This is a genomic window from Exiguobacterium sp. s145 (genome assembly GCF_018618835.1).
Taxonomy (GTDB): domain Bacteria; phylum Bacillota; class Bacilli; order Exiguobacteriales; family Exiguobacteriaceae; genus Exiguobacterium_A; species Exiguobacterium_A artemiae.
In genome coordinates this window covers 34,955-57,668 of the sequence record NZ_JACSMV010000002.1, presented here as the reverse complement: position 1 = coordinate 57,668, position 22,714 = coordinate 34,955, and the positions used below count along the sequence as shown (strand labels likewise).

Annotated in this window: 33 protein-coding genes; 18 read left to right on the top strand and 15 right to left on the bottom strand. The window is 49.1% G+C overall.

Going from position 1 to position 22,714, the window contains the following annotated elements; all coding sequences use genetic code 11:
* Positions 1 to 106: 106 nt before the first annotated feature.
* The 3 genes from KNQ07_RS03170 to KNQ07_RS03160 form a co-directional block, all read right to left on the bottom strand.
* Entirely contained in the window at positions 107 to 1,264 is a 1,158-nt protein-coding gene (locus tag KNQ07_RS03170) for a hypothetical protein (RefSeq protein WP_214764782.1), read from the bottom strand.
* 43 nt (positions 1,265 to 1,307) lie between these two features.
* A complete protein-coding gene (locus tag KNQ07_RS03165; protein ID WP_214764781.1) occupies positions 1,308 to 1,547 on the bottom strand; it encodes a hypothetical protein in 240 nt (79 codons plus the stop codon).
* A gap of 160 nt (positions 1,548 to 1,707) precedes the next feature.
* Positions 1,708 to 2,706 carry an NADP-dependent oxidoreductase gene (locus KNQ07_RS03160; protein ID WP_214764780.1) on the bottom strand — a complete coding sequence of 333 codons (999 nt, stop codon included), beginning with the start codon at positions 2,704 to 2,706 and terminating at the stop codon, positions 1,708 to 1,710.
* Between the two features lie 135 nt (positions 2,707 to 2,841).
* On the opposite strand from KNQ07_RS03160, the gene KNQ07_RS03155 reads away from it, so the two are divergent.
* Genes KNQ07_RS03155 through KNQ07_RS03145 form a run of 3 tightly spaced genes read left to right on the top strand, consistent with a single transcriptional unit; the run spans position 2,842 to position 4,284 of the window.
* Positions 2,842 to 3,081, top strand: coding sequence for a hypothetical protein (locus tag KNQ07_RS03155; protein ID WP_234944599.1), 240 nt, complete (start codon positions 2,842 to 2,844; stop codon positions 3,079 to 3,081).
* Complete coding sequence (locus KNQ07_RS03150; protein WP_214764779.1) at positions 3,078 to 3,875, top strand: phosphotransferase; 798 nt, start codon at positions 3,078 to 3,080, stop codon at positions 3,873 to 3,875. Before KNQ07_RS03155 ends, KNQ07_RS03150 begins: the two co-directional genes overlap by 4 nt.
* A gap of 25 nt (positions 3,876 to 3,900) precedes the next feature.
* A complete protein-coding gene (locus KNQ07_RS03145; RefSeq protein ID WP_214764778.1) occupies positions 3,901 to 4,284 on the top strand; it encodes a YkvA family protein in 384 nt (127 codons plus the stop codon).
* On the opposite strand, the gene KNQ07_RS03140 is transcribed toward KNQ07_RS03145, so the two are convergent.
* On the bottom strand, positions 4,285 to 4,809 hold the full coding sequence (locus KNQ07_RS03140; RefSeq protein ID WP_214764777.1) for a shikimate kinase: 525 nt from the start codon (positions 4,807 to 4,809) through the stop codon (positions 4,285 to 4,287).
* 161 nt (positions 4,810 to 4,970) lie between these two features.
* On the opposite strand from KNQ07_RS03140, the gene KNQ07_RS03135 reads away from it, so the two are divergent.
* Positions 4,971 to 5,318, top strand: coding sequence for a potassium channel family protein (locus tag KNQ07_RS03135; protein WP_012370417.1), 348 nt, complete (start codon positions 4,971 to 4,973; stop codon positions 5,316 to 5,318).
* A 95-nt stretch (positions 5,319 to 5,413) separates the two neighbouring features.
* On the opposite strand, the gene KNQ07_RS16225 is transcribed toward KNQ07_RS03135, so the two are convergent.
* A complete protein-coding gene (locus tag KNQ07_RS16225; protein WP_012370418.1) occupies positions 5,414 to 5,542 on the bottom strand; it encodes a hypothetical protein in 129 nt (42 codons plus the stop codon).
* A gap of 93 nt (positions 5,543 to 5,635) precedes the next feature.
* On the opposite strand from KNQ07_RS16225, the gene KNQ07_RS03130 reads away from it, so the two are divergent.
* Both KNQ07_RS03130 and KNQ07_RS03125 read left to right on the top strand, forming a co-directional pair.
* A complete protein-coding gene (locus KNQ07_RS03130; protein WP_214764776.1) occupies positions 5,636 to 6,163 on the top strand; it encodes an RNA polymerase sigma factor in 528 nt (175 codons plus the stop codon).
* Positions 6,160 to 6,987 carry a hypothetical protein gene (locus tag KNQ07_RS03125; protein ID WP_214764775.1) on the top strand — a complete coding sequence of 276 codons (828 nt, stop codon included), beginning with the start codon at positions 6,160 to 6,162 and terminating at the stop codon, positions 6,985 to 6,987. The genes KNQ07_RS03130 and KNQ07_RS03125 overlap by 4 nt, the downstream gene beginning before the upstream one ends.
* Positions 6,988 to 6,991: 4 nt before the next feature.
* On the opposite strand, the gene KNQ07_RS03120 is transcribed toward KNQ07_RS03125, so the two are convergent.
* Positions 6,992 to 7,387: a GNAT family N-acetyltransferase gene (locus KNQ07_RS03120; protein ID WP_214764774.1), complete on the bottom strand. Its 396-nt coding sequence runs from the start codon at positions 7,385 to 7,387 to the stop codon at positions 6,992 to 6,994.
* A 3-nt stretch (positions 7,388 to 7,390) separates the two neighbouring features.
* On the bottom strand, positions 7,391 to 8,056 hold the full coding sequence (locus KNQ07_RS03115) for an HAD family hydrolase (protein WP_214764773.1): 666 nt from the start codon (positions 8,054 to 8,056) through the stop codon (positions 7,391 to 7,393).
* 127 nt (positions 8,057 to 8,183) lie between these two features.
* Here KNQ07_RS03115 and KNQ07_RS03110 point away from each other — a divergent pair, with 127 nt between their 5' ends.
* Positions 8,184 to 9,059 carry an alpha/beta fold hydrolase gene (locus KNQ07_RS03110; RefSeq protein ID WP_214764772.1) on the top strand — a complete coding sequence of 292 codons (876 nt, stop codon included), beginning with the start codon at positions 8,184 to 8,186 and terminating at the stop codon, positions 9,057 to 9,059.
* Position 9,060: 1 nt separating this feature from the next.
* On the opposite strand, the gene KNQ07_RS03105 is transcribed toward KNQ07_RS03110, so the two are convergent.
* The 4 genes from KNQ07_RS03105 to KNQ07_RS03090 all read right to left on the bottom strand — a co-directional run bounded on the left by KNQ07_RS03105 (position 9,061) and on the right by KNQ07_RS03090 (position 12,048).
* On the bottom strand, positions 9,061 to 9,963 hold the full coding sequence (locus tag KNQ07_RS03105; protein WP_214764771.1) for a sensor domain-containing diguanylate cyclase: 903 nt from the start codon (positions 9,961 to 9,963) through the stop codon (positions 9,061 to 9,063).
* A gap of 207 nt (positions 9,964 to 10,170) precedes the next feature.
* Positions 10,171 to 10,935 carry an ABC transporter permease gene (locus KNQ07_RS03100; RefSeq protein WP_214764770.1) on the bottom strand — a complete coding sequence of 255 codons (765 nt, stop codon included), beginning with the start codon at positions 10,933 to 10,935 and terminating at the stop codon, positions 10,171 to 10,173.
* The gene (locus KNQ07_RS03095; RefSeq protein ID WP_214764769.1) at positions 10,932 to 11,822 is read right to left on the bottom strand and encodes an ABC transporter ATP-binding protein; all 891 of its coding nucleotides are present in this window, start codon (positions 11,820 to 11,822) and stop codon (positions 10,932 to 10,934) included. The genes KNQ07_RS03100 and KNQ07_RS03095 overlap by 4 nt, the downstream gene beginning before the upstream one ends.
* Positions 11,806 to 12,048 (bottom strand): PLDc N-terminal domain-containing protein, encoded by a 243-nt coding sequence (locus KNQ07_RS03090; protein WP_012370427.1) that lies wholly within the window; start codon positions 12,046 to 12,048, stop codon positions 11,806 to 11,808. The genes KNQ07_RS03095 and KNQ07_RS03090 overlap by 17 nt, the downstream gene beginning before the upstream one ends.
* 163 nt (positions 12,049 to 12,211) lie before the next feature.
* On the opposite strand from KNQ07_RS03090, the gene KNQ07_RS03085 reads away from it, so the two are divergent.
* On the top strand, positions 12,212 to 12,736 hold the full coding sequence (locus tag KNQ07_RS03085; protein ID WP_214764768.1) for a transcriptional regulator: 525 nt from the start codon (positions 12,212 to 12,214) through the stop codon (positions 12,734 to 12,736).
* A 255-nt stretch (positions 12,737 to 12,991) separates the two neighbouring features.
* Here the strand turns inward: KNQ07_RS03085 and KNQ07_RS03080 are convergent, their stop codons facing one another.
* The 3 genes from KNQ07_RS03080 to KNQ07_RS03070 form a co-directional block, all read right to left on the bottom strand.
* On the bottom strand, positions 12,992 to 13,525 hold the full coding sequence (locus tag KNQ07_RS03080) for a DUF4256 domain-containing protein (protein WP_214764767.1): 534 nt from the start codon (positions 13,523 to 13,525) through the stop codon (positions 12,992 to 12,994).
* 58 nt (positions 13,526 to 13,583) lie between these two features.
* Entirely contained in the window at positions 13,584 to 14,126 is a 543-nt protein-coding gene (locus tag KNQ07_RS03075; protein WP_214764766.1) for a recombinase family protein, read from the bottom strand.
* A 258-nt stretch (positions 14,127 to 14,384) separates the two neighbouring features.
* On the bottom strand, positions 14,385 to 15,011 hold the full coding sequence (locus tag KNQ07_RS03070) for an NAD(P)-dependent oxidoreductase (RefSeq protein ID WP_214764765.1): 627 nt from the start codon (positions 15,009 to 15,011) through the stop codon (positions 14,385 to 14,387).
* 128 nt (positions 15,012 to 15,139) lie between these two features.
* Here KNQ07_RS03070 and KNQ07_RS03065 point away from each other — a divergent pair, with 128 nt between their 5' ends.
* From KNQ07_RS03065 to KNQ07_RS03050, 4 genes are all read left to right on the top strand, one after another.
* Positions 15,140 to 15,556 (top strand): Rrf2 family transcriptional regulator, encoded by a 417-nt coding sequence (locus tag KNQ07_RS03065; protein WP_012370432.1) that lies wholly within the window; start codon positions 15,140 to 15,142, stop codon positions 15,554 to 15,556.
* Positions 15,557 to 15,611: 55 nt separating this feature from the next.
* Positions 15,612 to 16,010: a hypothetical protein gene (locus KNQ07_RS03060; RefSeq protein ID WP_214764764.1), complete on the top strand. Its 399-nt coding sequence runs from the start codon at positions 15,612 to 15,614 to the stop codon at positions 16,008 to 16,010.
* Positions 16,011 to 16,103: 93 nt separating this feature from the next.
* A complete protein-coding gene (locus KNQ07_RS03055) occupies positions 16,104 to 16,796 on the top strand; it encodes an ABC transporter ATP-binding protein (RefSeq protein WP_251139445.1) in 693 nt (230 codons plus the stop codon).
* A 62-nt stretch (positions 16,797 to 16,858) separates the two neighbouring features.
* Complete coding sequence (locus KNQ07_RS03050; RefSeq protein ID WP_214764763.1) at positions 16,859 to 17,848, top strand: LLM class flavin-dependent oxidoreductase; 990 nt, start codon at positions 16,859 to 16,861, stop codon at positions 17,846 to 17,848.
* A gap of 37 nt (positions 17,849 to 17,885) precedes the next feature.
* On the opposite strand, the gene KNQ07_RS03045 is transcribed toward KNQ07_RS03050, so the two are convergent.
* Positions 17,886 to 18,614, bottom strand: coding sequence for an SDR family oxidoreductase (locus KNQ07_RS03045; RefSeq protein WP_214764762.1), 729 nt, complete (start codon positions 18,612 to 18,614; stop codon positions 17,886 to 17,888).
* Between the two features lie 108 nt (positions 18,615 to 18,722).
* Between KNQ07_RS03045 and KNQ07_RS03040 the strand changes: the two genes are divergently transcribed.
* The 6 genes from KNQ07_RS03040 (at position 18,723) to KNQ07_RS03015 (ending at position 22,714) form a co-directional block, all read left to right on the top strand.
* Complete coding sequence (locus KNQ07_RS03040) at positions 18,723 to 19,163, top strand: hypothetical protein (protein ID WP_214764761.1); 441 nt, start codon at positions 18,723 to 18,725, stop codon at positions 19,161 to 19,163.
* A gap of 290 nt (positions 19,164 to 19,453) precedes the next feature.
* On the top strand, positions 19,454 to 19,996 hold the full coding sequence (amaP, locus tag KNQ07_RS03035; RefSeq protein ID WP_214764760.1) for an alkaline shock response membrane anchor protein AmaP: 543 nt from the start codon (positions 19,454 to 19,456) through the stop codon (positions 19,994 to 19,996).
* Between the two features lie 15 nt (positions 19,997 to 20,011).
* Entirely contained in the window at positions 20,012 to 20,218 is a 207-nt protein-coding gene (locus tag KNQ07_RS03030; RefSeq protein ID WP_214764759.1) for a DUF2273 domain-containing protein, read from the top strand.
* Between the two features lie 47 nt (positions 20,219 to 20,265).
* A complete protein-coding gene (locus KNQ07_RS03025) occupies positions 20,266 to 20,709 on the top strand; it encodes an Asp23/Gls24 family envelope stress response protein (RefSeq protein WP_214764758.1) in 444 nt (147 codons plus the stop codon).
* Between the two features lie 158 nt (positions 20,710 to 20,867).
* Positions 20,868 to 21,626 (top strand): SDR family oxidoreductase, encoded by a 759-nt coding sequence (locus KNQ07_RS03020; RefSeq protein WP_214764757.1) that lies wholly within the window; start codon positions 20,868 to 20,870, stop codon positions 21,624 to 21,626.
* A 179-nt stretch (positions 21,627 to 21,805) separates the two neighbouring features.
* Complete coding sequence (locus KNQ07_RS03015) at positions 21,806 to 22,714, top strand: methyl-accepting chemotaxis protein (protein ID WP_214764756.1); 909 nt, start codon at positions 21,806 to 21,808, stop codon at positions 22,712 to 22,714.

Here is a 22,714-nt window from a genome sequence, read left to right as displayed (position 1 = left end):
CATGACTAATTATTACCAAAAGTGTAGCATACCGAACGCTCGAAATGGACCCCTCCAGATAAAACAAAGACCGTCCTTTTCGCACGAAAGGAACGGTCTTCACCAATCATTTTTTTAAATCGATGACATGGAATTCAATCTGTTCGTCGTCCGATACCCCGTATGCGAGCTTCCCGTTGACATAAATCGGTTTGGACGTCGTATCAGCCATATCCTTTAAAGGAGCAACGGTGCCGCGCGCAAGATCGGCGTACCAGAGTCGCGTCATACTCTCCCGGAAAATGACGCGGTCAGCCGACAAAAAGCGGAACGCGTCAACTGTCAGCCGGTTATCGGCCGGTTTGAACTGGTAACCTGTTTTTTGCGCCTTCTTGTTCAGGAAGAGGGCTGATCCTTCTTCACCGGCCGCGACATACTTTTTGCTGTGCTCAAAATCAATCAGCCCGTTCATCCGTCGTTTGAACGTGCCGTCAAACGTCTCGAGTGTCGGTGTTTGATGACCGTTCTTAATATGCAAAATCAGTCCGGCATCGCTCCGGCGGAAGTCAAACGGGTACTGCCCCTCCCGCTTTTTGCCTTCCTTTAAAACATACTGCTGATGGATGATGATGGCGTCTTCCGCCACATCAAACGACTTGAGGAGCGTTTTCGTTCGCGTCGGTGTCGCTTCCTGCGTCATCCAGGAGATCCGTTTTGAGGAGGCATCGAGATAAGGAATCGCCGTATCATGACGGCTGATACCCTGATCCAGCGTATTGATGTTTCCCGTCTTTAAGTCCATCGAACGAATCGTCCATTTTTGTCCCGACTGGGTCGGGTTGGATTCGACCCAAAACAGGTAATGCGATACCCCGGTCATCATACCGATCGTCCGGTTGACCGTATGCAATACTTGATTATCGTTCGACCCTTGGCTGTACCGGTAAATGTAGCTTTTACTGGCGGTGTCACTCGTTTGTTTCACATGCGTATAGTAGATCGATTGCTGATACAGATAGTCCGGCGCAATGAGGACGGTTTGTCCGGTAAAGAACGGGCTCAGGTTGTATTTCTGATGGCTTCCAAGCGTAACCATTTCCGATTGTCGCTTCAGCGGCATGTATTTTCCATAGTTGGACAACGGAGCAACGACCGGTTCAACGGTTGGCGCAGCTTGAGCCTTCGTATCGTTCGGGTGCTGCTTCGTAACCGTCGAATCAGTGCATCCTGCCGTGGCGACAAGCGTCAACGTCAACGCCGCCGTAAAGAAAGTCTTCCGGGACATAGTATGTGGTCTCCTTTAACTAACGTAAAGTGGGGAATCAGGCTCAACGGCGGTTTTGTTTCATTCGCCAACGCATCGAGACTAAAAAAGCGGAAATACCGGACAAGGTGACTAAATAGAAACAGACGGCGAAAGCAAACTCGCCATAATCCTCCAGACTGGCGAACGGATTCCCCATAATAAACGGGTTGGGTAACGCACCAATCAAAAACAGCGGAATGAACAGCAGGAGAAACCGTTTCCAAAAATAATACTTATACGAAGTACCGCTACTGACGTCCATCAGTGTACTCCTTTCCAAATTCAGAATTTAATATCCTATATTTAACATATTATATCATTTATAGTTTGGTCAGATAAAAAGATTTAAAGAAGTCATCAATGAAAAAAAACGGTCAGGAAGTTACCAGCTGGGCTGTCGTCTTCCTGACCGTTTGACCGGCTTATTTCATTTGTAAGACGACTTTTCCTTTGGCCCGACCGGACTCGGAATACTCGAGCGCAGCCTGTGCCTCTTCAAACGGATAGATGCGGTCGATGACCGGTTTGATTTGTCCGGTCTCAATCCATTCTGTAATGTGTTCCAGTTGGCGTCCGCTCGGTCGCATGAATAAAAACGTGTACGTGACCCGGTGTTTCCGTTCAAGCCATGTTTCGCGGAGCGTCAGCAGGCGGAACAGGTTGGTCTTCAGAAAACCGGACCGGTAGGATTTCCCGAACCGGCCGTTAGGCAGTCCGGAAATCGAGACGATGTGTCCGCCCGGACGGACGATTTTAAACGAACGCCGGAGCGTCTCACCGCCGATCGTATCGTAGACACCGTCATAATCATGCAGGACTTCGTCAAACGCTTCCGTCCGGTAATCGATGATTTCATCAGCGCCAAGTGACGCAACCAAATCATGTCCGGCGGGACTCGCCGTCGTTGCGACGTACAAGCCCATTGCTTTCGCTAGTTGGATGGCAAACGTGCCGACGCCGCCCGCACCGGCCTGGATCAGGATCTTTTGTCCCGGCGTCGCCTGCAAGACGTCGTGTAATGCCTGATAGGACGTCAAGCCGACGAGCGGGATGGAGGCTGCTTCCTCAAAGGAGAGCGACGCCGGTTTTAGGGCAAGCATCTGTTCATCGATTGCGATGTATTCCGCAAAGGTACCGATTCGATTTTTCTCGGCCCGTCCGTAGACGGCATCACCGACTTGAAACTGCTTGACGGCATGACCCACTTCAACAATGATGCCGGCGAAGTCATTCCCGAGAATCAGCGGGAACTGATACGGGATCAACAGCTTGACGTCACCGTCCCGAATCTTAAAATCAACCGGATTGATGCTCGCCGCGTGAATTTCGACAAGAACGTCATGCGGGCGGACGTCCGGGCGGGGCTGTTCGGTTTGTTCGAGCGGAACCTGTCCGTATTTTGAAATCGTCATCGCTTTCATGAAAATCCTCTCCATTTCCTGGTTCTGCTGCTTTTAGTCTAACAGTTGATTAAGCATGAGAACACTTTGAGTGATTCATTCAGGCATGATAAGCTGAACAGGAACAGGGAAAATTTGGAGTTTGGGGTGAATGGGATGGATCAGATAGGAGAACGATTGTTGCGGCTGTGGATCCGTGTACCACGGTTCGTGAAACGGATGGTGCCGCTCAGCCTGACATTGTATGTCCTTTTATTCATTGTCACGAACGGGATAACAACGCTTCTTCATTTTAATATTGAGTTGTTCTCGTGGCGCGATCTCATCATCAGTTTAGCCGGAGCGGCGATTCTTGTCCCGGTATTCAATCAGTCAAAAGGGGAGGATAAAACATGAAACAATCGGAGCAGGAAGAACCATTGACGGGCGGGAATGTCTCCGACGTCTCGCGGATCGGGGAGACGGTCAGACGGGAACAGAAACCGGAGAGTCTTCGGGTCCACCGGGTACTGCAACATCTTGAGCAAAAAGGATTTGAAGGAAGCCCACGCTATTTAGGAATCGATCCACAGGGACGTGAAATCTTGTCCTTCATCGAAGGAGAGGCCGGGAATTATCCGCTTCAGCCGTATATGCAGTCAGACCGCGTTTTGGAAGAAACAGCACGGTTGTTACGTTCCTATCACGAGGCAGTTGCGGATTTTCCAATACCAACCGATTGGCAGCCGCTCGACGGAACACCGGAACCGCTTGAACTCATCTGTCATAATGATTTCGCTGTCTATAATGTCATTTTCCAAAACGAGCGTCCGGTCGGGATCATCGATTTCGACGTCGCTGCCCCGGGACCACGGATTTGGGATATCGCTTATACGATGTACACGTTTGTTCCGTTAAGCAGGCATCAAATGACAGAAGACGGTGAGCCGGCTCATTACAATCCGGTCAACGATCAAGAACGGATCCGGCGTCGGGTCCTTCTGTTTTTGTCTGCTTACGGCAAAGCGGAGCTGAAGGATGAGATGTATGAAACCGTGCTGCTACGCGTGGAAGCGTTGATCAAAACGATACACCGGAGAGCGGCGGAAGGCGATGACGCGTTTCAACGGATGATTGATGACGGACACGTCACGCATTATGAACAGGAAATCGACTTTTTAAAGCGAGAAGGAGCCGACTGGTTCCGATGAATACATCGAAGAACGGAGACTCATCATGTTGCACACGTTAAAGGAGACCGCTAAAACGTTAAAAAAACAGCTGTTCATCTTGTATTTCGCCTATCAGGACAACCGGGTCGCCTGGTATACGAAATTATTTACGGCCGGTGTCGTCGCTTATGCGTTCAGTCCGATTGATTTGATTCCGGACTTCATCCCGGTACTCGGTTACCTCGACGACCTGATTTTAGTCCCGTTAGGTATCCTGTTGGCACTGAAGATGTTGCCGCAGGACGTCATTGAGGACTGTACCGCCAAAGCGGAAGCCTTGGTGCGTGCGGACAAACCGAAAAACTGGTTTGTCGGCGGCTGCATCGTGTTGCTTTGGTGCGGGCTTAGTGTCTGGACAGGTCTAAAGGTGTACGACATGCTGCAATGATTAAGCTTCAGAAAGTGTTTCATAGGCGGATTTAATGTGTCGGTAGATAACGTCCGTCGGTAAAGCGGCATCAATCTGAATGATGGGGGAAACGGATTGTTCCATTTGAAGGCGGTGTTCGGCGAGCGTCCCGATCATCGCCGGATCGGTCGCCGTCAAATATGTCCGGCACCAATCGAGAAATTCATTGGAGCCGGTGAAATCGGGATATCGTGCCTGTTCCCGCTGGATTAAACGTTCCATCCGCATGTCTTCATTTAAACGTAAAAAAACAAGCAATTCCCGGTCGGCAAAACCGTCGGGATTCCATGAGAACACGGAGCCGGATACGATGTAGTGCCGATGTTGTTCGATATCCGATCTGTATAACGCATACCGCTCTGCAATCGAACGTTTTTCGGTAAAGGTGCGGTCCTTCCACAGGTAATGATCCGTGTCAATCCAGGGGATACCTTCTTGTTGCCCAATCCACTTGCCAAGCGTACTTTTGCCGGTGCCGGAACCACCGATGATTTGAATCCGCAAGAGGTGACCTCCTTAGCGCATAAGGCGCAGTTGATGTAAACGATTTTACCATAGCAGGCAGGGAGACGACGGAAGAATCGTTCTCCCTTTTTTCGGGTATTTGTCTAACAGAGAAGCAAAACAGCGGACGGTCGTGTTTACCTGTGAAGGGAGCAGTGAGGATGATTCCGTTTTTCATCTTGATGCGCAACATGTACCACGTGTTACGTATTCTGTTTCGGCAAGATGAGCAAAAAGCCGTCATGTTATCGGGCGCTTTTCTCCTTGCGGTCGGGATGTTTTTTTATCACAGCGTCGAACAGCTGAGTTATCTCGATGCGCTGTATTTTTCCGTCATGACGCTGACAACGGTCGGCTATGGCGATATTCATCCCGTCACGCCGATCGGCAAGATTTTTACGATGGGGTATGTTCTGCTCGGAATTGGTATCATCAGTGCCCTGATCGTTAATTTTAACCGGGCGTTAAAAGAATTTCATGCCAAGAAAGATCAGGCGAAGCAGAAGTGACAGAAAAATCCTGTTCCTGACGCAATTAAAAACAAAGAGGAAGACCGGACCTCGTATATCGAGAGCCGGTCTTCCTCTTTGTTTATCGATTCGATTCACCCAGCATCCTTAAGCTCCTGATGCGGATTGACGCGAGCTGCGATATGCTCCGGCAAAAGCAGGGAGACACCAATTAACAGCGGCTCATCCCAGGGCACGAGATCATACAAGGCATAAAAGTTCATGTGTTGATCTCCTATCTGATTTTTTTACAGATTTTTGAAACTAAAACGGTGTATGCTCAGTCTAATGAAGAGAGAAGAAAGGAGGGAAGTCCCGTGTTCCGAAAAAAGCGTGCCGGCAGTTGGACGGATGAAACGTTCCTTGCAGCGTTATATGCCGAAGAACATTACATCTACCGGATGTCATTTCTGTATTTGAAGCAGGAACAGGAAGCACTCGAAAACGTGCAGGAAGTCGCTTTTCGGGCTTGGAAGTATCGCAAATCACTGAAGGAAATCACGTATTTTAAAACGTGGCTGACGCGGATCACGATCAACACGGCACTCGATCAGCTCAAGAAACACCAAACGCTCGTCTGGACGACCGACGGGATGACGGATTTGAGCGAACCACATACTGTTTCATTTGAACACGTCGTCGTAAATCAACTGTACCTGGCTGATTTACTGGAACGACTCGACGTTAAGGAACGGGCGCTTTTAACGTTACGGTATCAAGCCGACTATTCCCTTCAGGAAATCGCCGACCTGCTCGACATTCCGGTCAGTACCGTCAAAAGTACGTTGTACCGGGCAATTCAAAAATTACAGCGGCAACAACTAAAAGGAGGAGAGTCCGGATGAAACAGCAACTGGAGTCAGCGTTAGAAGAACTTTCCGTACCGGACAGCGTCCATACGCGGATGAAGCAGGGGATCCACCGGAACAGACGGAAGCACCGGGTACCGCAACTGGTGTTGGCAGCCATCCTGCTGATCGGTCTGATGCAGTATGACCGGATTACTTCCTGGATGCATCCGCCGAGCGGACAGTCGACCGCTTCGATGGTACCGGGACTTGTTTATCAAGGGATGATGTATACCGAGACCGGAACGACGGTCTCGGAAGCAGCAGCGCAACAGTTGCGCGGACAGAAGCTAGGGACGTCCGAAAACACGTGGACGGAAGAAAATGAAACGGCACGGTTAAACGATTCCTTTGCCTCAAACCTGACGGACTATACGATTTACGAACTGGACGGCTATGCTCCGACGGTCCGGTTGCTTGCGATCGGTCGTGAAGAAGGGAAGCGAATGATCCGGATCCTGGACGGAACGACCTTCCACGCGGACTATTTCCAAAAACTCCGGCTCGATCAAGGCATCAAGCAAATCAGCTATCAGACTGAACAGACGCGGGAAACGGGGCAGAACAAGCTGCTTGCTCCTTCCGCAGCCTGGATGGATCTGTTGACCGGTCTCAGTGCGACCGTGCCGCTTTCAGACGCTGAACTGCCGGTTGACGTACAGAACAATCGACAAGTCCGGATTGTCGATGTGACGATGGCGGACGGGGTCACGAACCGGTTTCAACTGCTGGAAGGCGGATATGTGTTGTATGAACCGCTCCATGCTTATTTTGACGTGAAGGGGACGGCTTTTGAGACCGTTTGGAAAGACATGCGATGAACCGTTATTCGAAGGATTTCCGAAACCCGTAAAACGGGCGGAACGCCTGACCGCGGTAAAAACTCTCCGAACTGCTCGACGCGAGGACTTCGATTCGCGTCGTCGGAAACGCTTCATGCAGGCGGGCAAACAGCTGTTGTGCGAGACCCTGGCCTCGAAATTCGGCATCAATCAGTAATTCGCAAATGTATAACGTGACTTGGGTGTCGGTCATGCCGCGGACATACCCGACGACTTCAGCCGCCTGTTCGACGACAAACGCCGCATTGGAATGTTGCCAGGCCAGTTTTGTCCGGTCATGCAGACGGACGAGCTGATTCCAGCCTTCCGCCGCATTTAAGCGCTGAATCGCGGGGAAGTCCTGTTCCTGATAGGGGCGGATCTGATATTCTGATTTCATGTGTTAAAACCTGCTTTCCTGGTTGAGTCGTGTGATGAAAGGTAAAAGCTGCGACCAGTCGTGTAACGTGCCCTCAACGGGAGCGGTCGATTTCAGAAGTGCCGGCATCCCGACGGCTTTAGCCGCGGCGACGTCATGCAACGGATGATCGCCGATGAAGAGAACCTGTTCCGGCTCCAGTCCAAAGGCTTGTACGGGACGTAAAAACAACGCAGGCTCCGGCTTGGAAAGACCAACTTCTTCCGAAATCAAAATCGGATCAAAAAAGTGCTGTAAGCCGTGCGCTTCGATAACGGACCGTTGCAGATCGCTCCGCCCGTTCGTAATCAGACCGAGACGGTAAGAGGAAGACAACGACAACGACTCGAGCAAAGAAATCGTTCCCGGGAAGAGGACACTGGTTTTTGCGAACCCGGTCAAGTAATCGTCGAGCAGCACTTCCGGGGAGACATCCAGCTGAAAGTGAGCGACGAGTTGCTGGTAGACGCGGTCTTTCCAAACGAGACCACGTTGATCCCATTCGATGAACAGGGTCTGGTAGACATCAGCCGGACAGTTCGAGATCGGAGCGATCAAGCGGAGATGTTGATCGGCGATAAAACGCACTAAAGACATCTCGCGATTGAGCAACGTGCCATCAAGATCAAATAAGAGGGCTTGAATCGGCATCAGAAAATAACTCCTATACATATTAAATATTTCAACTACCGTAATATTAAATTAAATAAATCACGCCAAAAAGGATAATTCAATTGTTTCTATACTACCAGTCCTGTCAACAAAAAGGAGGTCCACCATGCATTTCAATGCTCCATCATACCCGAAACAATGGTTTGACACGAAATCAGCCGGAACACCGGTCGTTATTTTAACTGGAATGGGCTGTTCCTATGAAGAATGGTATGAAGTCATCCAGTCGCTGCGACCCGCCTACAGGATTCTCAGTTTCCACCGCCATTCCTGGAAAGAAGGGGACGGTATTCACCGGACAGGTCACGCCATCCAACAGTTGCAAACTCTGTTAAGCGGATCAAACGTTGATGAACCAATTCTGCTGATCGGTCATTCCTACGGGGGATTGATTGCTCAGGAATTTACGAAACTGTTCCCGGAATGCATCAAAGGCCTGATACTGGTTGATTCCACATCCGTCGATTTACATGAACTTGATGCGCTCGATACGCCGGTTCTCGATGCGGTATCATCGGATGCCGCCTGGCAAGCGTTATGCCGGGACTACGCGACCAACACAAAAGAACAACTCAAACAGTTGTTGCAACCGGTCCTGACCGGGGCTCAAAAGCGATTACCCCAAGCAGTCCAGGATGCTCTGGTCGACTTTCAGACCGAACCAAACCTGTATGCGATGATGGATTCTGAAGTGGAACACTGGAAAACGGATGCGGCGCGGATCCGCACCGGCCCGTTTCCGGACGTTCCCTTGATTGTGATTGGGCGGGATCCGGAGCTTTCCATCCAGAACGGCATCAACGACGGCTTACCGGAAGACGAGCTGCGGCAGGTCGAGGAGACATGGAACCGGTTAGTCTTACGGCAGGCAACATTAACGAAACAAGCTGATTTCATCACGGCAACAGGCGCAGGTCACGCGATTCATCTTGACCGTCCTGATCTTGTCATCTCAGCTGTAACCAAGCTCGACGTCACATGACTCATACCAACGTTTTCGACCGTTGCTTTTCTTGATACATCATCTGATCGGCTTTTCGTAACAAGTCCAGGACGTCTGTCGTCGCTGTTTGGTAAGCAAAACCAAGCGAAACCGACAACTCATGACGATCGAAATCGCATCGTAGGGCGGCGATTAAATCGAGCACAGTTTGTTCTGTCCCATTTTGACTGACGATGACAAATTCATCCCCGCCGAGACGAAAGGCGTCTGGGCTGAATCGGCTTAAACAAAGAGCCGTCTGTTCGAGCAGAGCGTCTCCCGCCACATGTCCGAACCGGTCGTTCACTTGCTTTAAGTCATTGAGGTCAAGGGTTATTAAACCCAGAGGAAGCAATGGACCGTCTTGCAACTCCGAAACCAGCCCGTCAAACGCATGCCGGTTGTACAGTCCCGTCAAGGAATCACGTTCGCACAGTTGCTCGAGTTCCTTCTGACGTGCTCTCGCGGCATCCATATTCCGGATGACGCCCTGGACAGCAACGATTTCGCCGTTTTCATAAATCGGTGTCGTGTATTCCTCAAACCAGATGTAGATTCCATCGTTCGTCCGCCAGCGTTGCGGAAATGGCTCGTCATAGTTGCAGTTGCCGGAGATTTTCGACATCAGAATCTCGACATCATCCGGATGAATCCGGTCGAAACAATCCGACGGGTCGGCATAACTCGCCTCGACCGTCCCGGCACCGATATGTTCATCGAGGGCAGGGCTGATATAACGGAACCGATAGACCGGTCTCACTTCAAAAATGTACATGATATCTTTCGAATGTTTTCCGAATGTCGCGATCGTCGGCTGGACCGAAGACGACCGCTTCATTTTTTGGAACATGAAGCGTCCAAGCAGCGTACATACAACCCCAATCATGATTCCGACCCACAGCACACGGGTTCACCTGCCTTATGTAGTTATTCCTTAATCTGAAGATGGAATGATTTGTAAAACCAGACACAGTAAAGTATAGCAAAGAAACCGTTCTTGATATACAAAAAATCCCATTTTCATTTCCGAAAGTCTCGAACATCCTAAACACGGCACCCGCTTTGGCAGGTGCCGTGTTGTCGTAGCCATGAAAGGGGAGATGGAAAATCGTCAATTTTTGAGCTTTTTACTAGCCCACATGAGATTCAAAAAGGTGAACAGCAAACACGAAAAGATACTTCGATATGACACAACAGACGATCTGACCAGTTGATGCTCCGCGACGTTTAGGATCGACGAGGGGAACCCATCAGAAAAAACAGGATCAAGGTTCTTGAGGACCAGAAGCAGAAAGCTGATTCCGATGGCAGAGATCGCAATCAGGACCTGATGTCTTACATACATACTGATGACGATGACCAGACTGATCAAATAAAGAATCCACAAACTGTAGAGAACGGAAAAAGAAATCAATTTTGTCATCGGGAACGCGCCGAACAAATACACGGTACAGCCGTAGGAGGTCAGAATCCCGAATCCAAGACTGAACATGCTGATGAACCAATGGGCAATCAGTTTGGCGGAAACATAACAGTGTATCGAAACCTGGCGCGTCAGAATAAAATCCTGCATCCCGTTTTGACGGTCCGTTGCAATCAGTCCCATGAAGCTGATCAGTAAGATAATCAGTCCGATTTGATTAAATTGACCGGAAATGGTCGATAAAAATACTTCGTTTGCTGTCGGAGCCGGTTTGTCCGGGTCGAGGATGACTCCGATCGAACCGCCCATCTGTTGCAGAATGAGGTCCATATACAGATTAATCAACGGTTGGGTCAAACCGAGTAGAACAAAAAAAATCGTCAACCAGACGTATTTATATTCCTTTGCCGCTTCTGTCAGTTCTACCCTTACAAGTGCTGTGAACTGACTCATACATCCGCCGCCAGTTCGAGAAACGTGTCTTCCAGTCCCACTTCATGGAAACCGACGGATATCACGTCCAACTGTTTTAAAGAGCAGGCGGTTAAGACGTGTTTCAAATTGAACGCATGTGTTCCGGTGATGAGAAAGGCAACAGGGGATAGTTTTTCTACGGTGACGGATGGAAAGCAATTCAGGACCTGATCGACTGATACGGCATTCCTGAACTGAAGGCGCACCTGTTGAAGATCAATCGTTTGATCCTCCCGGTAAAGGTGTTTGATGATCCGGCCGTTTTTCATGATAATATAACGGTCACAAATCTCCCGGATGTCATGCAGTATGTGCGTCGACAACAAAATCGTCATCCGTTGCTTCAGACGCCCGATCAAGTTCCGGATTTCATTTCGCCCGATTGGATCGAGGGAGGCGACAGGTTCGTCTAAAATTAAAAATTGCGGCTCATGCAGAATGGCTTGCGCAATTCCGAGGCGTTGTTTCATTCCGCCTGATAACTGTTCGACCGGAACATCTTGTTTGTCCTGAAGACCGACTTCTTTTAATGTTTGTGAAATACGCTTCTCTAGCCACTCTTTTTTTATGCCGGATAATTTTCCGAAAAAGAGCAAAGATTCCCGGCACGTCATCCAGGGTTTAAAATCCGTGTATTGCGATAAGTAACCGATCTGTTTTTTGTAACGTTCAATCGGTTGATCTTGAAATGAAATCTCACCTGATTCATATGAAAGAATTCCCATCAGGCATTTGATCAGCGTTGTTTTACCTGCTCCATTGGGGCTAAGTAAGCCGATGCATTCGTTTTCCTGAATCGAAAAATCAATTCCGTCGAGAATTTTTCGTTTATTCAACGTTTTGTGGAGATTATGAATGGTAATCATGACGGATGCTCCTCCTTCCGACGATCAGGTACAGGATCGGGCCAATCAGTTGCATACTTAAAATGACGAATAACCAGACATACGGCAAAGCAATCTGTTTTTTTCGGTTCGACCAGTCAAAAAGGGTGATTCCGATCAACAATACATGTAAGGAGAAAATCGGGATGAGGAGGGGAAGCCATTGCAGCCAGTCAATCTCAAGTAAAGGCGTTATCTCTGTATTCATACAGTCACTCCTTTCTATTATCATTATCGATAATGATAATTAATAAGTCAACCTGTTTTCACTTTTGATAAAAATTGCACTGTACATATGGTATGTTCATGTAGCGGAACGTGTTTTGTTTGAAAAACGGCACATTTAATGTGCCAGGAAAGGGAGCAATGAAATGAATTTAGATTTGTTTAAGAATCAGGTCAGGTTCAAAATCGCACTGGAATTGATTGATCGTGATGAGGGAATGTCCATCATGCAGCTGAACAAACGGCTCGATGATGTTCCCCAAGCTACGCTGTACCGTCATGTGAATGCGATGCTTCAAGATTCTTTATTGAAAGTAATCGGCGTCCAGCGTGCAGGAAAAGTCGAGGAAAAAATTTATGCCTTGAACACTTCCGGATATAAAATTAAAGAGGAAGACTGGACTTCTGCGACGTACGACGAAAAAGTCAATTTCGTCTCGCTTTATTTTATGTATATCTTGCAAAATTATAAGAACTATCAGGAGACGCTTTCTTTAACCGACAGCCCGGATCAGGCGACATTCTCGCTTGTAAAACTCAATTTACCCGATGAAACATTCCGGACGTTTGAATCCGAGCTCGCCGCCTTACTGGAAAAGTATCACGGATTATCCGCACATCACGAAGAGGTGGAGACGAAAAGAACCGTATCCTTAGTCATCATCCCATGACGGAAGATCAACGGTGCTGACTCAAAAAAGAACCATTCATTTTTTCACGCCCTTTTCCTCAGGGGAGATTCAAGCTGATTTTTCTGCCTTAATCAGGCAGGAAAGCGGGTCTTGTTTATCTCTGATAGCGCAAAAAGGCACTTTTCCTGTGGGAGTTGCGTGAAAAGAGTGGTTCTTTTTTAACCCGATAAGGGTGGCAGATTTCAATTCTGCCACCCTTACCTTTGTAGAGATTGGCTTTTTGAGTCAGCCTCTTTAAATCGTTCCTAACATGAAATACGTTCGAAAACCGCGGTTGGCGTAATACGAGTCGGCTCCATTGTGGTATACGAAAACATGATCATACCGCCGGTCACAGAATAACGCGCCGCCTTGCGCCCGGATCGCTTCCGGCGTCTCAATCCAGCTCGACGTCTTTACATCAAACGGTTGGATCGTTTGCAGATGACGGTAAAGGTCTTCTGTCAATAAGGAGACACCGTGTGCAACAGCTTCCGCGACGGCGCTGCCGGCAGGTTTATTTTTCTTCCGCTTTTCCAGTGCAACATCGTCATAACACAAACTGCGGCGACCCGAAGGACTTTCCGCTGCACAATCAACAAAAAACCACTGACCATGTGGCATTGTAACGATATCCGGTTCGCCGCCGGTCTGTTCCATCCATTCAAGGGAACGGAGCATTTCCAATGATAGTCGTGACACGACATCATCCCAGTTCACGTCAGGATGCCGGTCAGGATGATCCGTGAACCGGTGATGGAGGATGTCAATCAACGTCGCTTGATCCATGTTCTTTCCGCCTTTCGATAGCTAGTTTATTTTCTCTAGAAGATGTATTAAATGTACATCATTTTTCCAAATAACGGTAGAGGGTACTTTTGCTGATACCTGTTTGCTCCCGGATTTCAGCCAAACTGTACTGTTTACTTTGATACATGTCAATCGCTCGTTTGACATTTTCATCCGGCTTTCGTGGGCGTCCCGTCTGTTTGCCGAGCTCTTTTGCTTTCGACAGTCCTTCGCGGGTCGCCATGCTGACGACGTCACTTTGGAGGGCGACGAGATGCTGGACGATGTCACGGAACGACTGATTCAGGGCCTGTCGGGTGTCAATGTCTTCCCGGATTGATAAGAGGTAGGCTTGCTTTATATCCAAGGCGTTCAACACTTCAATCAGGTGACGCGTCGAATCCGCCAACACATACAAATGAGAGACAAGGATGATGTCACCCGGCCTGATATCTTCTAACAATTGTTCAAGCACATATCGTCGTTTCGAGGAACTGTGTTCTTCGATTCTTACTTGATCGGTTTCATAGGTCTTAAATGCCTCGACTTGTTTCTCACAAGCCGGATCTTCAAAGTAGGGGCGCATGTAACCAATAATCATAATGTTCTCCTCGCTCGAATCAAAATACCTGCTGCGATGAAAGGAATAAGCGGATCTGTTCTAGATGAAACTCGTATTCAAAGTTCATCCAGCCGGTGTTTATCTGTCACTTCCTAGTATAAGGGAAACCTGGACGAGAAGAAAGATGGGGTACTATACAGGAATCGGTGGAGAAATAAACGATAAGAACACTTTCTGCATGACCTGATTTTTAATACATTAAAAACGTCCTCGTCAGACGAGAACGTCGGCAATCCATTAAACTGATACAACAGAAATCCGTTCCTTGTCGTGGCGGTGATGCTCGACTTCATCCGCTAACGCAACGGCATAATCAGCGTAACTGATGTAACTTTCACCCGCGGCATTGACGGTCAGGACATCTTTCGCCAATTGATACTTTCCGGTCCTCGGTCCTTCCGGATCAAAGAAGGCGGCCGGACTGATGAACGTCCAGTGTAAATCAACGGTCTGTCGCAAATCTTCCAGGTTTTTCGCCTGATTCTTTGCTGTCGGCAGGTAAGCAGAAGGGAAATCCGGTGTATCCGCAAGACGGAGTGTCTGTTCCTCGTCGACATACAGGCTGCCCGCACCGCCGACGATGATCAAGCGGGTCGGCGTACCGCGTAACTGATCAATCAAGTGCCGACCGAGATCGACATGTTGGTGTTCATTTCCCGGTGACGCTCCGAACGCATTGATGACGACATCAAAATCTGTCAATTCCTCCGTCGTCAATGCGAACGCATTCCGTTCGAGCACCGTATCGTGTTGGGTCCGCGCCGCATCCCGGACGATTGCCGTCAACGCATGACCCCGTTCAGCCAATTCCTCCAAAATGACCCGTCCTGCTTTTCCACTGGCTCCAATGATTGCAATCTTCATCCAAAACGCCTCCTTGGGATTATATGTAGCTTTACATGTAATTATTTTAGTTACAGAATTTATCATTGTCAAGCCAATTGACATTAAACGGGATGCTCATTACACTAAATGCATTGGTGGTGAAACAAATGATTAACAGTCGACTAGCGGTTTCTGTCCACATCCTGGCCTTGATCGCGACACATCCGGATCAAGCCTTGTCTTCGGACTACATCGCCGGAAGTGTCAATACGAATCCGGTCGTCATCCGTCGCTTGATCGGCTCGTTACGCCAAGCGGGATTACTGTCGACGGTCGCCGGAAAAAGCGGGGCGACTTTGACAAAAGATCCGCAGGACATTACATTACTAATGATTTACCGGGCCGTCGAACCGAAAGAGACCTTATTTTCCATGCACGAGCAGCCGAATCCGGCCTGTCCGGTCGGCCGCGACATCCAGTCCACACTCAACCAGTCATTTACCCGGGCTCAACAGGCTCTTGAAGCAGAGCTCGGAACCGAAACGCTTGCGGATATCCTCCATCGTCTTGTCCGGACAAGATGATGGTCGTCTGCGGTTTAATGAAAACGCCTTCACTTTTGAAAGGGGAAATGTCAAGATGCGACTGATCAGTTATTCAGCCGTCAGTGCAATCGGATCCTTTTTGCTGTTCACTACCTATGCCTTCCTGACAAATATCGAAAATGAATTCTTGTATCAGTTCGGGACGTTTGCGACGACCTTGTTTACATTCGCTGTCGGCTTGCCAGTACTCTTTCTGACAAGGCGGTATCCATTTCCTTTACGCTGTTTGATTTATGTGACGGCCGGTGTCTTTACGATTTTATTGTTCGTCGGCTTTTATGATTATTTTGGTCAGGAAACATTTGTCGAGTCACGGCAAAACTTAAGCGGGATCGTCCGATTTGCGACACTGGCCTGCCTGTTTTACATCGTGCCGTATGAATGGCTGTACCAAAAAAAATCGTCGCCACATCATCCTTCGATGACCTCTTGAACGGGACCTTCTGAAAAGAAGGTCTTTTTTGCAGGAATTCCCAATAAAAAGGAGAAACAGGTAGACAGCTACATAAAGAGGAGGAGAATGTTCATGCAAGATACATTCATTTGTCGACAACTCGGGAAGTCCTTTATTGGGGACGGCATCGAGACACATGCGTTATCTAATATCAACCTGACACTGGATGCCGGCGACTTCATTTCCATCATCGGTCCGTCCGGCTCCGGCAAATCGACGTTTCTCAGTTTGATTGGGACACTCGATCGTCCGACGAGCGGTACGTTATCCTACGGGGATCAGGCGATTCATCAACTCAAGAGCAAGGAACTGTCCGATTTCCGTTTTGAGAACGTCGGCTTCATCTTTCAACAGTTCCATTTGATTCCGACACTGACGGCACTCGAAAACGTCATGGCACCGTTATTCGGACGGAAAGTGACCTATGACAAAAAAGAACGGGCCTTGTCATTGCTTGAAAAAGTCGGACTCGCCGATAAAGCCGGTTCGCTGCCGTCACAACTGTCCGGTGGTCAACAGCAACGGGTCGCCGTCGCCCGGGCGCTTGTCCATGAACCGAAGTGGCTACTCGCAGATGAACCGACCGGGAATCTCGATACCGAAACCGGTGAAATCATCTTTAATCTGTTGCGCAGTTTAAACGAGGAGAAGGGGTGCGGTGTCCTGTTCGTCACCCATGATCCGGCACTTGCTGAACGGGCCAACCGGAAAATCGAGATGCGTGACGGTCTCGTCATCGAAGACCAACGGCTTGTCCGCACCTGACACCTTCTTTTTGAATTCACCGCATCGACCGCGTACACTGAATGTGTAGAGGAGGCGAGGTCATGCGCTTAGGAATCCTGGATCAAGTCCCGCTTCACGAAGGGGATACAATCGAACAGACGATGGACGCAACAAAACGACTGGTCGTCGAGGCGGAACGGCTTGGTTACGACCGCTATTGGTTTGCCGAACATCATAATACAAACGGACTGCTCAGTGCGGCACCGGAATTGTTTCTTGCCCGGATGGGAGACATCACTTTCCAGATCAGACTCGGATCCGGAGGTATTCTGTTACCCCAGTATCATCCGCTCAAAATCGCCGAGACGTTTTCAACGCTTGCCGCGTTTTATCCGGGCCGGATCGAACTGGGCATCGGTAATTCACCGGGTGGCAGTGAACTGACCCGGCGGGCATTGACGGATGGCGCAGACAACGCGGCAGCAGACTTTCCGCGGTTACTCGATGAAGTGGACGGGTTTTTGACCGACCGGTTGTCATCGCGTCACCCATACCGAATCGTCAAGACGACACCCCGGATCAAGGAGCAGGTGCCGTTATCCGTGCTCGGTTTGTCACCGCGAAGTGCTTCACTGGCCGCTGAGCGCGGACATGGACTCGTATTTGGTCACTTCATCAATCCCGACAAATGGGAAGAAACGTTACAGACATATCGCGACGAATTTGTCCCAGTCGATGGACGGACACCAAACGTTATCGTCTGTGTCTTCGTCATCTGTGCCGAGACGACGGCAGAAGCGGAAGCCTTGGCCCGGACACAGGACGCCTGGATTCAAGGCATCCGGCTCGGTCACTCGATCGTACCGTCGTTTGCGACAACGGAAAACAAACAGTGGAACGAAGAGCAGCAACGGCGTATTCAAAACGACCGCCGGCGAACGATCGTCGGGACACCGGACGAAGTCGCCGAGGCATTGCAGGCGTTATCCGACCGTTACCAAACCGATCAGTTTCTATTGATCAACAACGCGTTTGATCAGCAAAAGCGGCTCCGGTCCTATCAGTTGATTGCGGAACGATTACTCCGTTAAAAAACACCGCCTGAAAGCAGGCGGTGTTCGTTTTCTCTTATTGTTGGGCTGTCGGGCGGATCAGGATCTCATTGACCGCCACATCGTCCGGTTCGTTGACGGCGTAGGCAATCGCCCGGGCAATCGCGTCAGCGTCCATCGCTTTTAAGTTGCCGATGCCTTGTTTGATTTCTTCATCCGTGATGTGATCTTTCAGCTCGGTATCGACCGCTCCCGGTGAAATGATGGTCGCCCGGATGTTATTGTCGACCGATTCTTCTTTTCGTAAGCCTTCCGTAATCGCACGGACGGCAAACTTCGTCCCGCTGTAGACCGCACTCGACGGCATGACATCGTGTCCGGCAACGGATGAGATGTTGATGATATGTCCGCGTTTTTGCTCACGCATGTATGGCAGGACGGCACCAATGCCGTACAGCACACCTTTAATATTGACGTCGACCATCGTGTTCCACTCGTCCTGCTTGTTTTTGTTCAGTTTCGACAGCGGCATCAGGCCGGCGTTATTGACGAGGACATCGACCGAACCGAACGTATCCTGCGCGAGTTTTGCGAGTTGCTCGACTTGCGCCGAATCCGTGACATCCGTTACTTGATAAACGGCTTTGCCGCCAAGCTGTTCAATTTCCTGTTGCAAGGTTTTCAGACGATCTTCCCGGCGTGCCGCGAGAACCAGTTGTGCACCTTGTTTGGCCAGTAACTTAGCCGTGGCTTCCCCGATACCACTTGATGCTCCTGTAATGATGACGACTTTATTTTCGATCATGCAAAAAACCTCCTGTATATTTTTTTAACTCAACCCTAGAGGTATTAGCCTTTTTTCAACACAAGCAAACCTCGGACCGACAGTTCGAAGGAAGAAAGGATACCGATTATGAAAAAACGATTTTGGCTTGTTCTTCTATTAATAGTCGGATTGATGTTATATCTCGAACCGTTTCGCGGAACCCCTCCGGAACCGGACGTTTCCGTCAACGGGACGGACATCGCTGTAACGAGCGGTTCGTCCTGCTGGAATAGCTTGTTGAACAGCAAATGTATCGACCTGAGTGATACGACCCCGCTCGACATGGCAGCCGACCAGACACCAACCGTCGTCAAACCCGGTCAGAAGATTGAGGTCGCCTTTAACGATGGTCCAGCACCGGAACGAATCAAAGCCGAGCAATGGCAGAAGGATGACACGAAAAAAACGATCCGGCTGAAGAATGAACAGATTACCGCCCCCGATCAAAAAGGGGTCTATACCTACCATGTCTATGCCTGGTGGAAAAAAGGGGACGGCAACGTCGCTTTCCCTGTCCAGGTAAAATGATACTGACAATGCAAGAATCGTGTGGTAAATCTCGTTTTTTCATAAAATACGAAAGTTCCTTCCTTGATTTTTCGATGGGAGGGACTTTTTTTATGAAATAAAGTAAATAAAACACTGGATTAGAGCAATTCAGCCTTTAAATTATCAGAATAATAGAACTTTAATCAAAAGTGCATTTTAATTTTTTAAGGTCTAGTGAACGGGAAAAAACACAGCATACACATAATATTTCAGCTAGCGAAAGTCTTATGTGAAAGAATTTTACAACGTTATCTAAAGGAGAGATGAAGATGAATGGGTTCAATCGTTTCTTACTCGTTCTCATCGGCCTGCTTGGGTTAGTCAGCGTCGGTTTACTGGTCCTCGGCGTTTATGACGTTCCGCGCATCAGTCCGTTGCTCGAACAATGGCAGGATCAACAATGGTACAGCTACACGGTGCTCTCGATTGGTGGATTTTTAGCTTTCGTATTCGTCATTCTCTTATTTACCGGATTACTCAGTCGCTCGAAAGGTCAACGGTTGTTGATCCGGACAGGAGACGGCAACATCACGATTTCGAAAGAAACCATCGAACGGACGGCACTTGAGTCGATTCGTGGGATTAATGGCGTCCGGACACCAAGTGTCCATGCGGATATCCATTCGAAGAAAGAAACAGTCGCTCTGACCGTTGACTGTTCGGTTTTCGGACAGGAAGGGTTGCCGACGATCGGGAAAGATATTCAAGAACGGGCGAAACACGCGGTCGAGTCGTTACTGGAATTACCGGTAACGAGCACGAAAGTCAAAATCAGTGATACAAAAACAAAAACGTCGGAACGAGTCGTTTAAAGGGAGGAATTGAACATGAGTACGAAAGAACAGTTGTATCCGTACCGGTTCCGGTTAATCGGCGGTTTCGTTGGACTCGTGATCGCGGTTCTGTTCCTGACAATCGGTTTCGGACCCACGATGTTACTGCTCGTCTTCACCGCGATCGGCTTTTTGATCGGGAAATGGCGGGACGGGGCACTCGATATTGAAGGATGGATTCAGTTCTTTAACCGGGACTGATTCATATATAAAATAACCTACACTTTATTCAAAAGGAGAGATTTCAAATGGCAAACGAATCATTAAACACAACTGGACAAAATGAAGAGGTACGTACGAATAAATTAACATTCGAAGATCAGGTCATCAAAAAGATCGCCGGGATTGCTTCAAATGAAGTACAAGGCATTTTATCAATGAGTGGTGGATTCATGAGCGGTTTGACGGATCGCCTCCGCAGCACGGAAGACATCACAAAAGGTGTCGGCGCAGAAGTCGGTGAGCGCCAGGTGGCGCTTGATCTTCGCGTCATCGTCGAATACGGCAAAAACATCCCGTCGATTTTCCAGGAAACGGTCGCTAAAATCAAAAAAGCAATCGGTGATATGACAGGACTTGAAGTCGTCGAAGTCAACATGCATGTCGAAGACGTCATGACACGGGCCGAATTCGATGCGAAAAGCAAAAACAATGAAGCCGTAGAAGAAAAAACAAGCCGCGAATTAAAATAATCGAATCGACCGGGAATTCTCGTTGTGAGAGTTCCTGGTTTTTTCGTGTTTTCCAAAAAAACGTTTACCAAATTACCATCAATCCGCGTGACTGTAAGGATTGAAAACGGGAAAAGACAAAGGAAGACTTCAATCCAATCGGAAAGGATGAGATGATCATGCGTTTAGACGGAAAAGTCATCATCGTTACCGGAGCTGCTTCCGGAATGGGTAAGGCGATGGCAGAGATATTTGCAGCGGAGGGGGCAAATGTCGTTGTTTCGGATATTCACGGTGAAGCAGCACGACAAGTCGCGCAGTCGATTACTGAAAACGGCGGAACAGCACTCGCAGTGGAAACGAATGTGGCAGAAGAAACCGCCGTTCAGCAATTGATCGATCAAACCATTACGACATACGGGAAGCTGGATGTCCTTGTCAATAATGCCGGCATTATGGACGGAATGGAAGGCGTAGGGGATATCTCGGACGAGCGCTGGGAACGTGTTTTCTCCGTTAACACGACCGCCGTCATGCGCGCGATGCGGCTTGCCGTTCCGTTGTTCCAGAAACAGGGTCACGGTGTCATTCTCAATAACATTTCAATCGGCGGGTTGAACGGTGCGCGGGCCGGAGCCGCCTATACGGCGTCGAAACACGCCGTCGTCGGCTTGACGAAAAACACCGCCTATCTGTACGCTAAGGAAGGAATCCGTTGCAACGGAATTGCTCCCGGTGCAGTCGAGACGAACATCGGTCAGTCGATGACGAACATCAATGAATTCGGGATGGGCCGGACGATGCTCGGGATGGGACTGAATCCCCGGTCAGCGAAGCCGGAAGAAATTGCCCGGTTGGCGTTGTTCCTTGTTTCCGAAGAGAGCAGTTTCGTCAACGGGGCAATTGTCATCGCGGACGGCGGCTGGAGTGCTTATTAAAGAGATTTCTTAAGGTTCCCTGATCAAAGGGGGCCTTTTTTGATTGAATAATAATTTAGAGCAGTCATTAATTGACGGAACGCTATTCAATATGGAAGGAATTAGTCGATAAAAGGAATAATAAGATAGTGTAATCCAAATGAGGAGTCTTCAGCAGACGGGAAAGGGTGGATCAATCGATGCAAGAACAGACGACACGCGTGACGGATACCCAAGTCATCCGGGCAATTGAACAGAACCTGGCGATTATCCGATTTGATGACCGACGTAAGGTCGCTTACGTCAATGAGTTGTTTGCCCGGACGATGGGGTATGAGGTCGATGAGTTAATCGGGCGGTACCACCGGGACCTTTGTTTCCCCGGATTCGCGGACAGTCCGGCTTATGAACTGTTTTGGCGCAAGCTGATGCAAGGCATCACGTATCAAGACAAAATCGAGCGGCGGTCGGCGGACGGACAACAAAAGTGGCTCGAAGCGACGTATATGCCGATTTTCTCGGAGGACGGACGACGTGTCATCGGCGTGTCAAAAATTGCAACCGACATCACCGTTCGACAACAGGATGTCTTGCGGATGGCAGACGAATTGAATGCCACCTCAGCTTTTTTGACGGTGAAATCAGAAAGCGGACGCCAGGATGGACTCCATGTATTGGCAACCGTTCAGCAGGTCGAAGCGGAATCGACAGCAAACCTCGCGAATCTCGTCCAACTCCAGGCGCAGACCGATTCAATCACCGATATCGTCACGACAATCCGTGACATCGCCGCCCAAACCAACCTGTTGGCACTCAATGCAGCGATCGAAGCGGCGCGCGCCGGCGAACACGGACGCGGGTTCAACGTCGTCGCGACAGAAGTCCGCAATCTGTCCAATAAAGTCTCGCTATCAATCGGTGAAATCAAGGAGAATATCGAAGGGATCGTTCAACGGATTGAGGAAGTCTCAACGAGAATTGAACACATCTCGTTAAAAGTTAAAACAAGCAGCGGACAGCTCGAACAGACGGTCCGCGAATTTGATCTCTTGGCGGATTCTGCCAAGCAATTGGAGCAACAGGCAAAAGAATTTGTGCGGGTGTTATGA

What these genes read in the sequence shown, in the direction of transcription:
- KNQ07_RS03115 (WP_214764773.1), bottom strand. Translation starts at nt 8,056, where the DNA reads ATGCCGATTCAAGCCCTCTTATTTGATCTTGATGGCACGTTGCTCAAT.
- KNQ07_RS03065 (WP_012370432.1), top strand. Translation starts at nt 15,140, where the DNA reads ATGATTAACAGTCGACTAGCGGTTTCTGTCCACATCCTGGCCTTGATC.
- KNQ07_RS03030 (WP_214764759.1), top strand. Translation starts at nt 20,012, where the DNA reads ATGAGTACGAAAGAACAGTTGTATCCGTACCGGTTCCGGTTAATCGGC.
- KNQ07_RS03145 (WP_214764778.1), top strand. Translation starts at nt 3,901, where the DNA reads ATGTTGCACACGTTAAAGGAGACCGCTAAAACGTTAAAAAAACAGCTG.
- KNQ07_RS03170 (WP_214764782.1), bottom strand. Translation starts at nt 1,264, where the DNA reads ATGTCCCGGAAGACTTTCTTTACGGCGGCGTTGACGTTGACGCTTGTC.
- KNQ07_RS03100 (WP_214764770.1), bottom strand. Translation starts at nt 10,935, where the DNA reads ATGAGTCAGTTCACAGCACTTGTAAGGGTAGAACTGACAGAAGCGGCA.
- KNQ07_RS03120 (WP_214764774.1), bottom strand. Translation starts at nt 7,387, where the DNA reads ATGAAATCAGAATATCAGATCCGCCCCTATCAGGAACAGGACTTCCCC.
- KNQ07_RS03125 (WP_214764775.1), top strand. Translation starts at nt 6,160, where the DNA reads ATGAAACAGCAACTGGAGTCAGCGTTAGAAGAACTTTCCGTACCGGAC.
- KNQ07_RS03165 (WP_214764781.1), bottom strand. Translation starts at nt 1,547, where the DNA reads ATGGACGTCAGTAGCGGTACTTCGTATAAGTATTATTTTTGGAAACGG.
- KNQ07_RS03045 (WP_214764762.1), bottom strand. Translation starts at nt 18,614, where the DNA reads ATGATCGAAAATAAAGTCGTCATCATTACAGGAGCATCAAGTGGTATC.
- KNQ07_RS03015 (WP_214764756.1), top strand. Translation starts at nt 21,806, where the DNA reads ATGCAAGAACAGACGACACGCGTGACGGATACCCAAGTCATCCGGGCA.
- KNQ07_RS03060 (WP_214764764.1), top strand. Translation starts at nt 15,612, where the DNA reads ATGCGACTGATCAGTTATTCAGCCGTCAGTGCAATCGGATCCTTTTTG.
- KNQ07_RS03025 (WP_214764758.1), top strand. Translation starts at nt 20,266, where the DNA reads ATGGCAAACGAATCATTAAACACAACTGGACAAAATGAAGAGGTACGT.
- KNQ07_RS03075 (WP_214764766.1), bottom strand. Translation starts at nt 14,126, where the DNA reads ATGATTATTGGTTACATGCGCCCCTACTTTGAAGATCCGGCTTGTGAG.
- KNQ07_RS03080 (WP_214764767.1), bottom strand. Translation starts at nt 13,525, where the DNA reads ATGGATCAAGCGACGTTGATTGACATCCTCCATCACCGGTTCACGGAT.
- KNQ07_RS16225 (WP_012370418.1), bottom strand. Translation starts at nt 5,542, where the DNA reads ATGAACTTTTATGCCTTGTATGATCTCGTGCCCTGGGATGAGCCGCTG.
- KNQ07_RS03155 (WP_234944599.1), top strand. Translation starts at nt 2,842, where the DNA reads ATGGATCAGATAGGAGAACGATTGTTGCGGCTGTGGATCCGTGTACCA.
- KNQ07_RS03095 (WP_214764769.1), bottom strand. Translation starts at nt 11,822, where the DNA reads ATGATTACCATTCATAATCTCCACAAAACGTTGAATAAACGAAAAATT.
- amaP (WP_214764760.1), top strand. Translation starts at nt 19,454, where the DNA reads ATGAATGGGTTCAATCGTTTCTTACTCGTTCTCATCGGCCTGCTTGGG.
- KNQ07_RS03070 (WP_214764765.1), bottom strand. Translation starts at nt 15,011, where the DNA reads ATGAAGATTGCAATCATTGGAGCCAGTGGAAAAGCAGGACGGGTCATT.
- KNQ07_RS03150 (WP_214764779.1), top strand. Translation starts at nt 3,078, where the DNA reads ATGAAACAATCGGAGCAGGAAGAACCATTGACGGGCGGGAATGTCTCC.
- KNQ07_RS03020 (WP_214764757.1), top strand. Translation starts at nt 20,868, where the DNA reads ATGCGTTTAGACGGAAAAGTCATCATCGTTACCGGAGCTGCTTCCGGA.
- KNQ07_RS03040 (WP_214764761.1), top strand. Translation starts at nt 18,723, where the DNA reads ATGAAAAAACGATTTTGGCTTGTTCTTCTATTAATAGTCGGATTGATG.
- KNQ07_RS03085 (WP_214764768.1), top strand. Translation starts at nt 12,212, where the DNA reads ATGAATTTAGATTTGTTTAAGAATCAGGTCAGGTTCAAAATCGCACTG.
- KNQ07_RS03050 (WP_214764763.1), top strand. Translation starts at nt 16,859, where the DNA reads ATGCGCTTAGGAATCCTGGATCAAGTCCCGCTTCACGAAGGGGATACA.
- KNQ07_RS03160 (WP_214764780.1), bottom strand. Translation starts at nt 2,706, where the DNA reads ATGAAAGCGATGACGATTTCAAAATACGGACAGGTTCCGCTCGAACAA.
- KNQ07_RS03090 (WP_012370427.1), bottom strand. Translation starts at nt 12,048, where the DNA reads ATGAATACAGAGATAACGCCTTTACTTGAGATTGACTGGCTGCAATGG.
- KNQ07_RS03135 (WP_012370417.1), top strand. Translation starts at nt 4,971, where the DNA reads ATGATTCCGTTTTTCATCTTGATGCGCAACATGTACCACGTGTTACGT.
- KNQ07_RS03055 (WP_251139445.1), top strand. Translation starts at nt 16,104, where the DNA reads ATGCAAGATACATTCATTTGTCGACAACTCGGGAAGTCCTTTATTGGG.
- KNQ07_RS03110 (WP_214764772.1), top strand. Translation starts at nt 8,184, where the DNA reads ATGCATTTCAATGCTCCATCATACCCGAAACAATGGTTTGACACGAAA.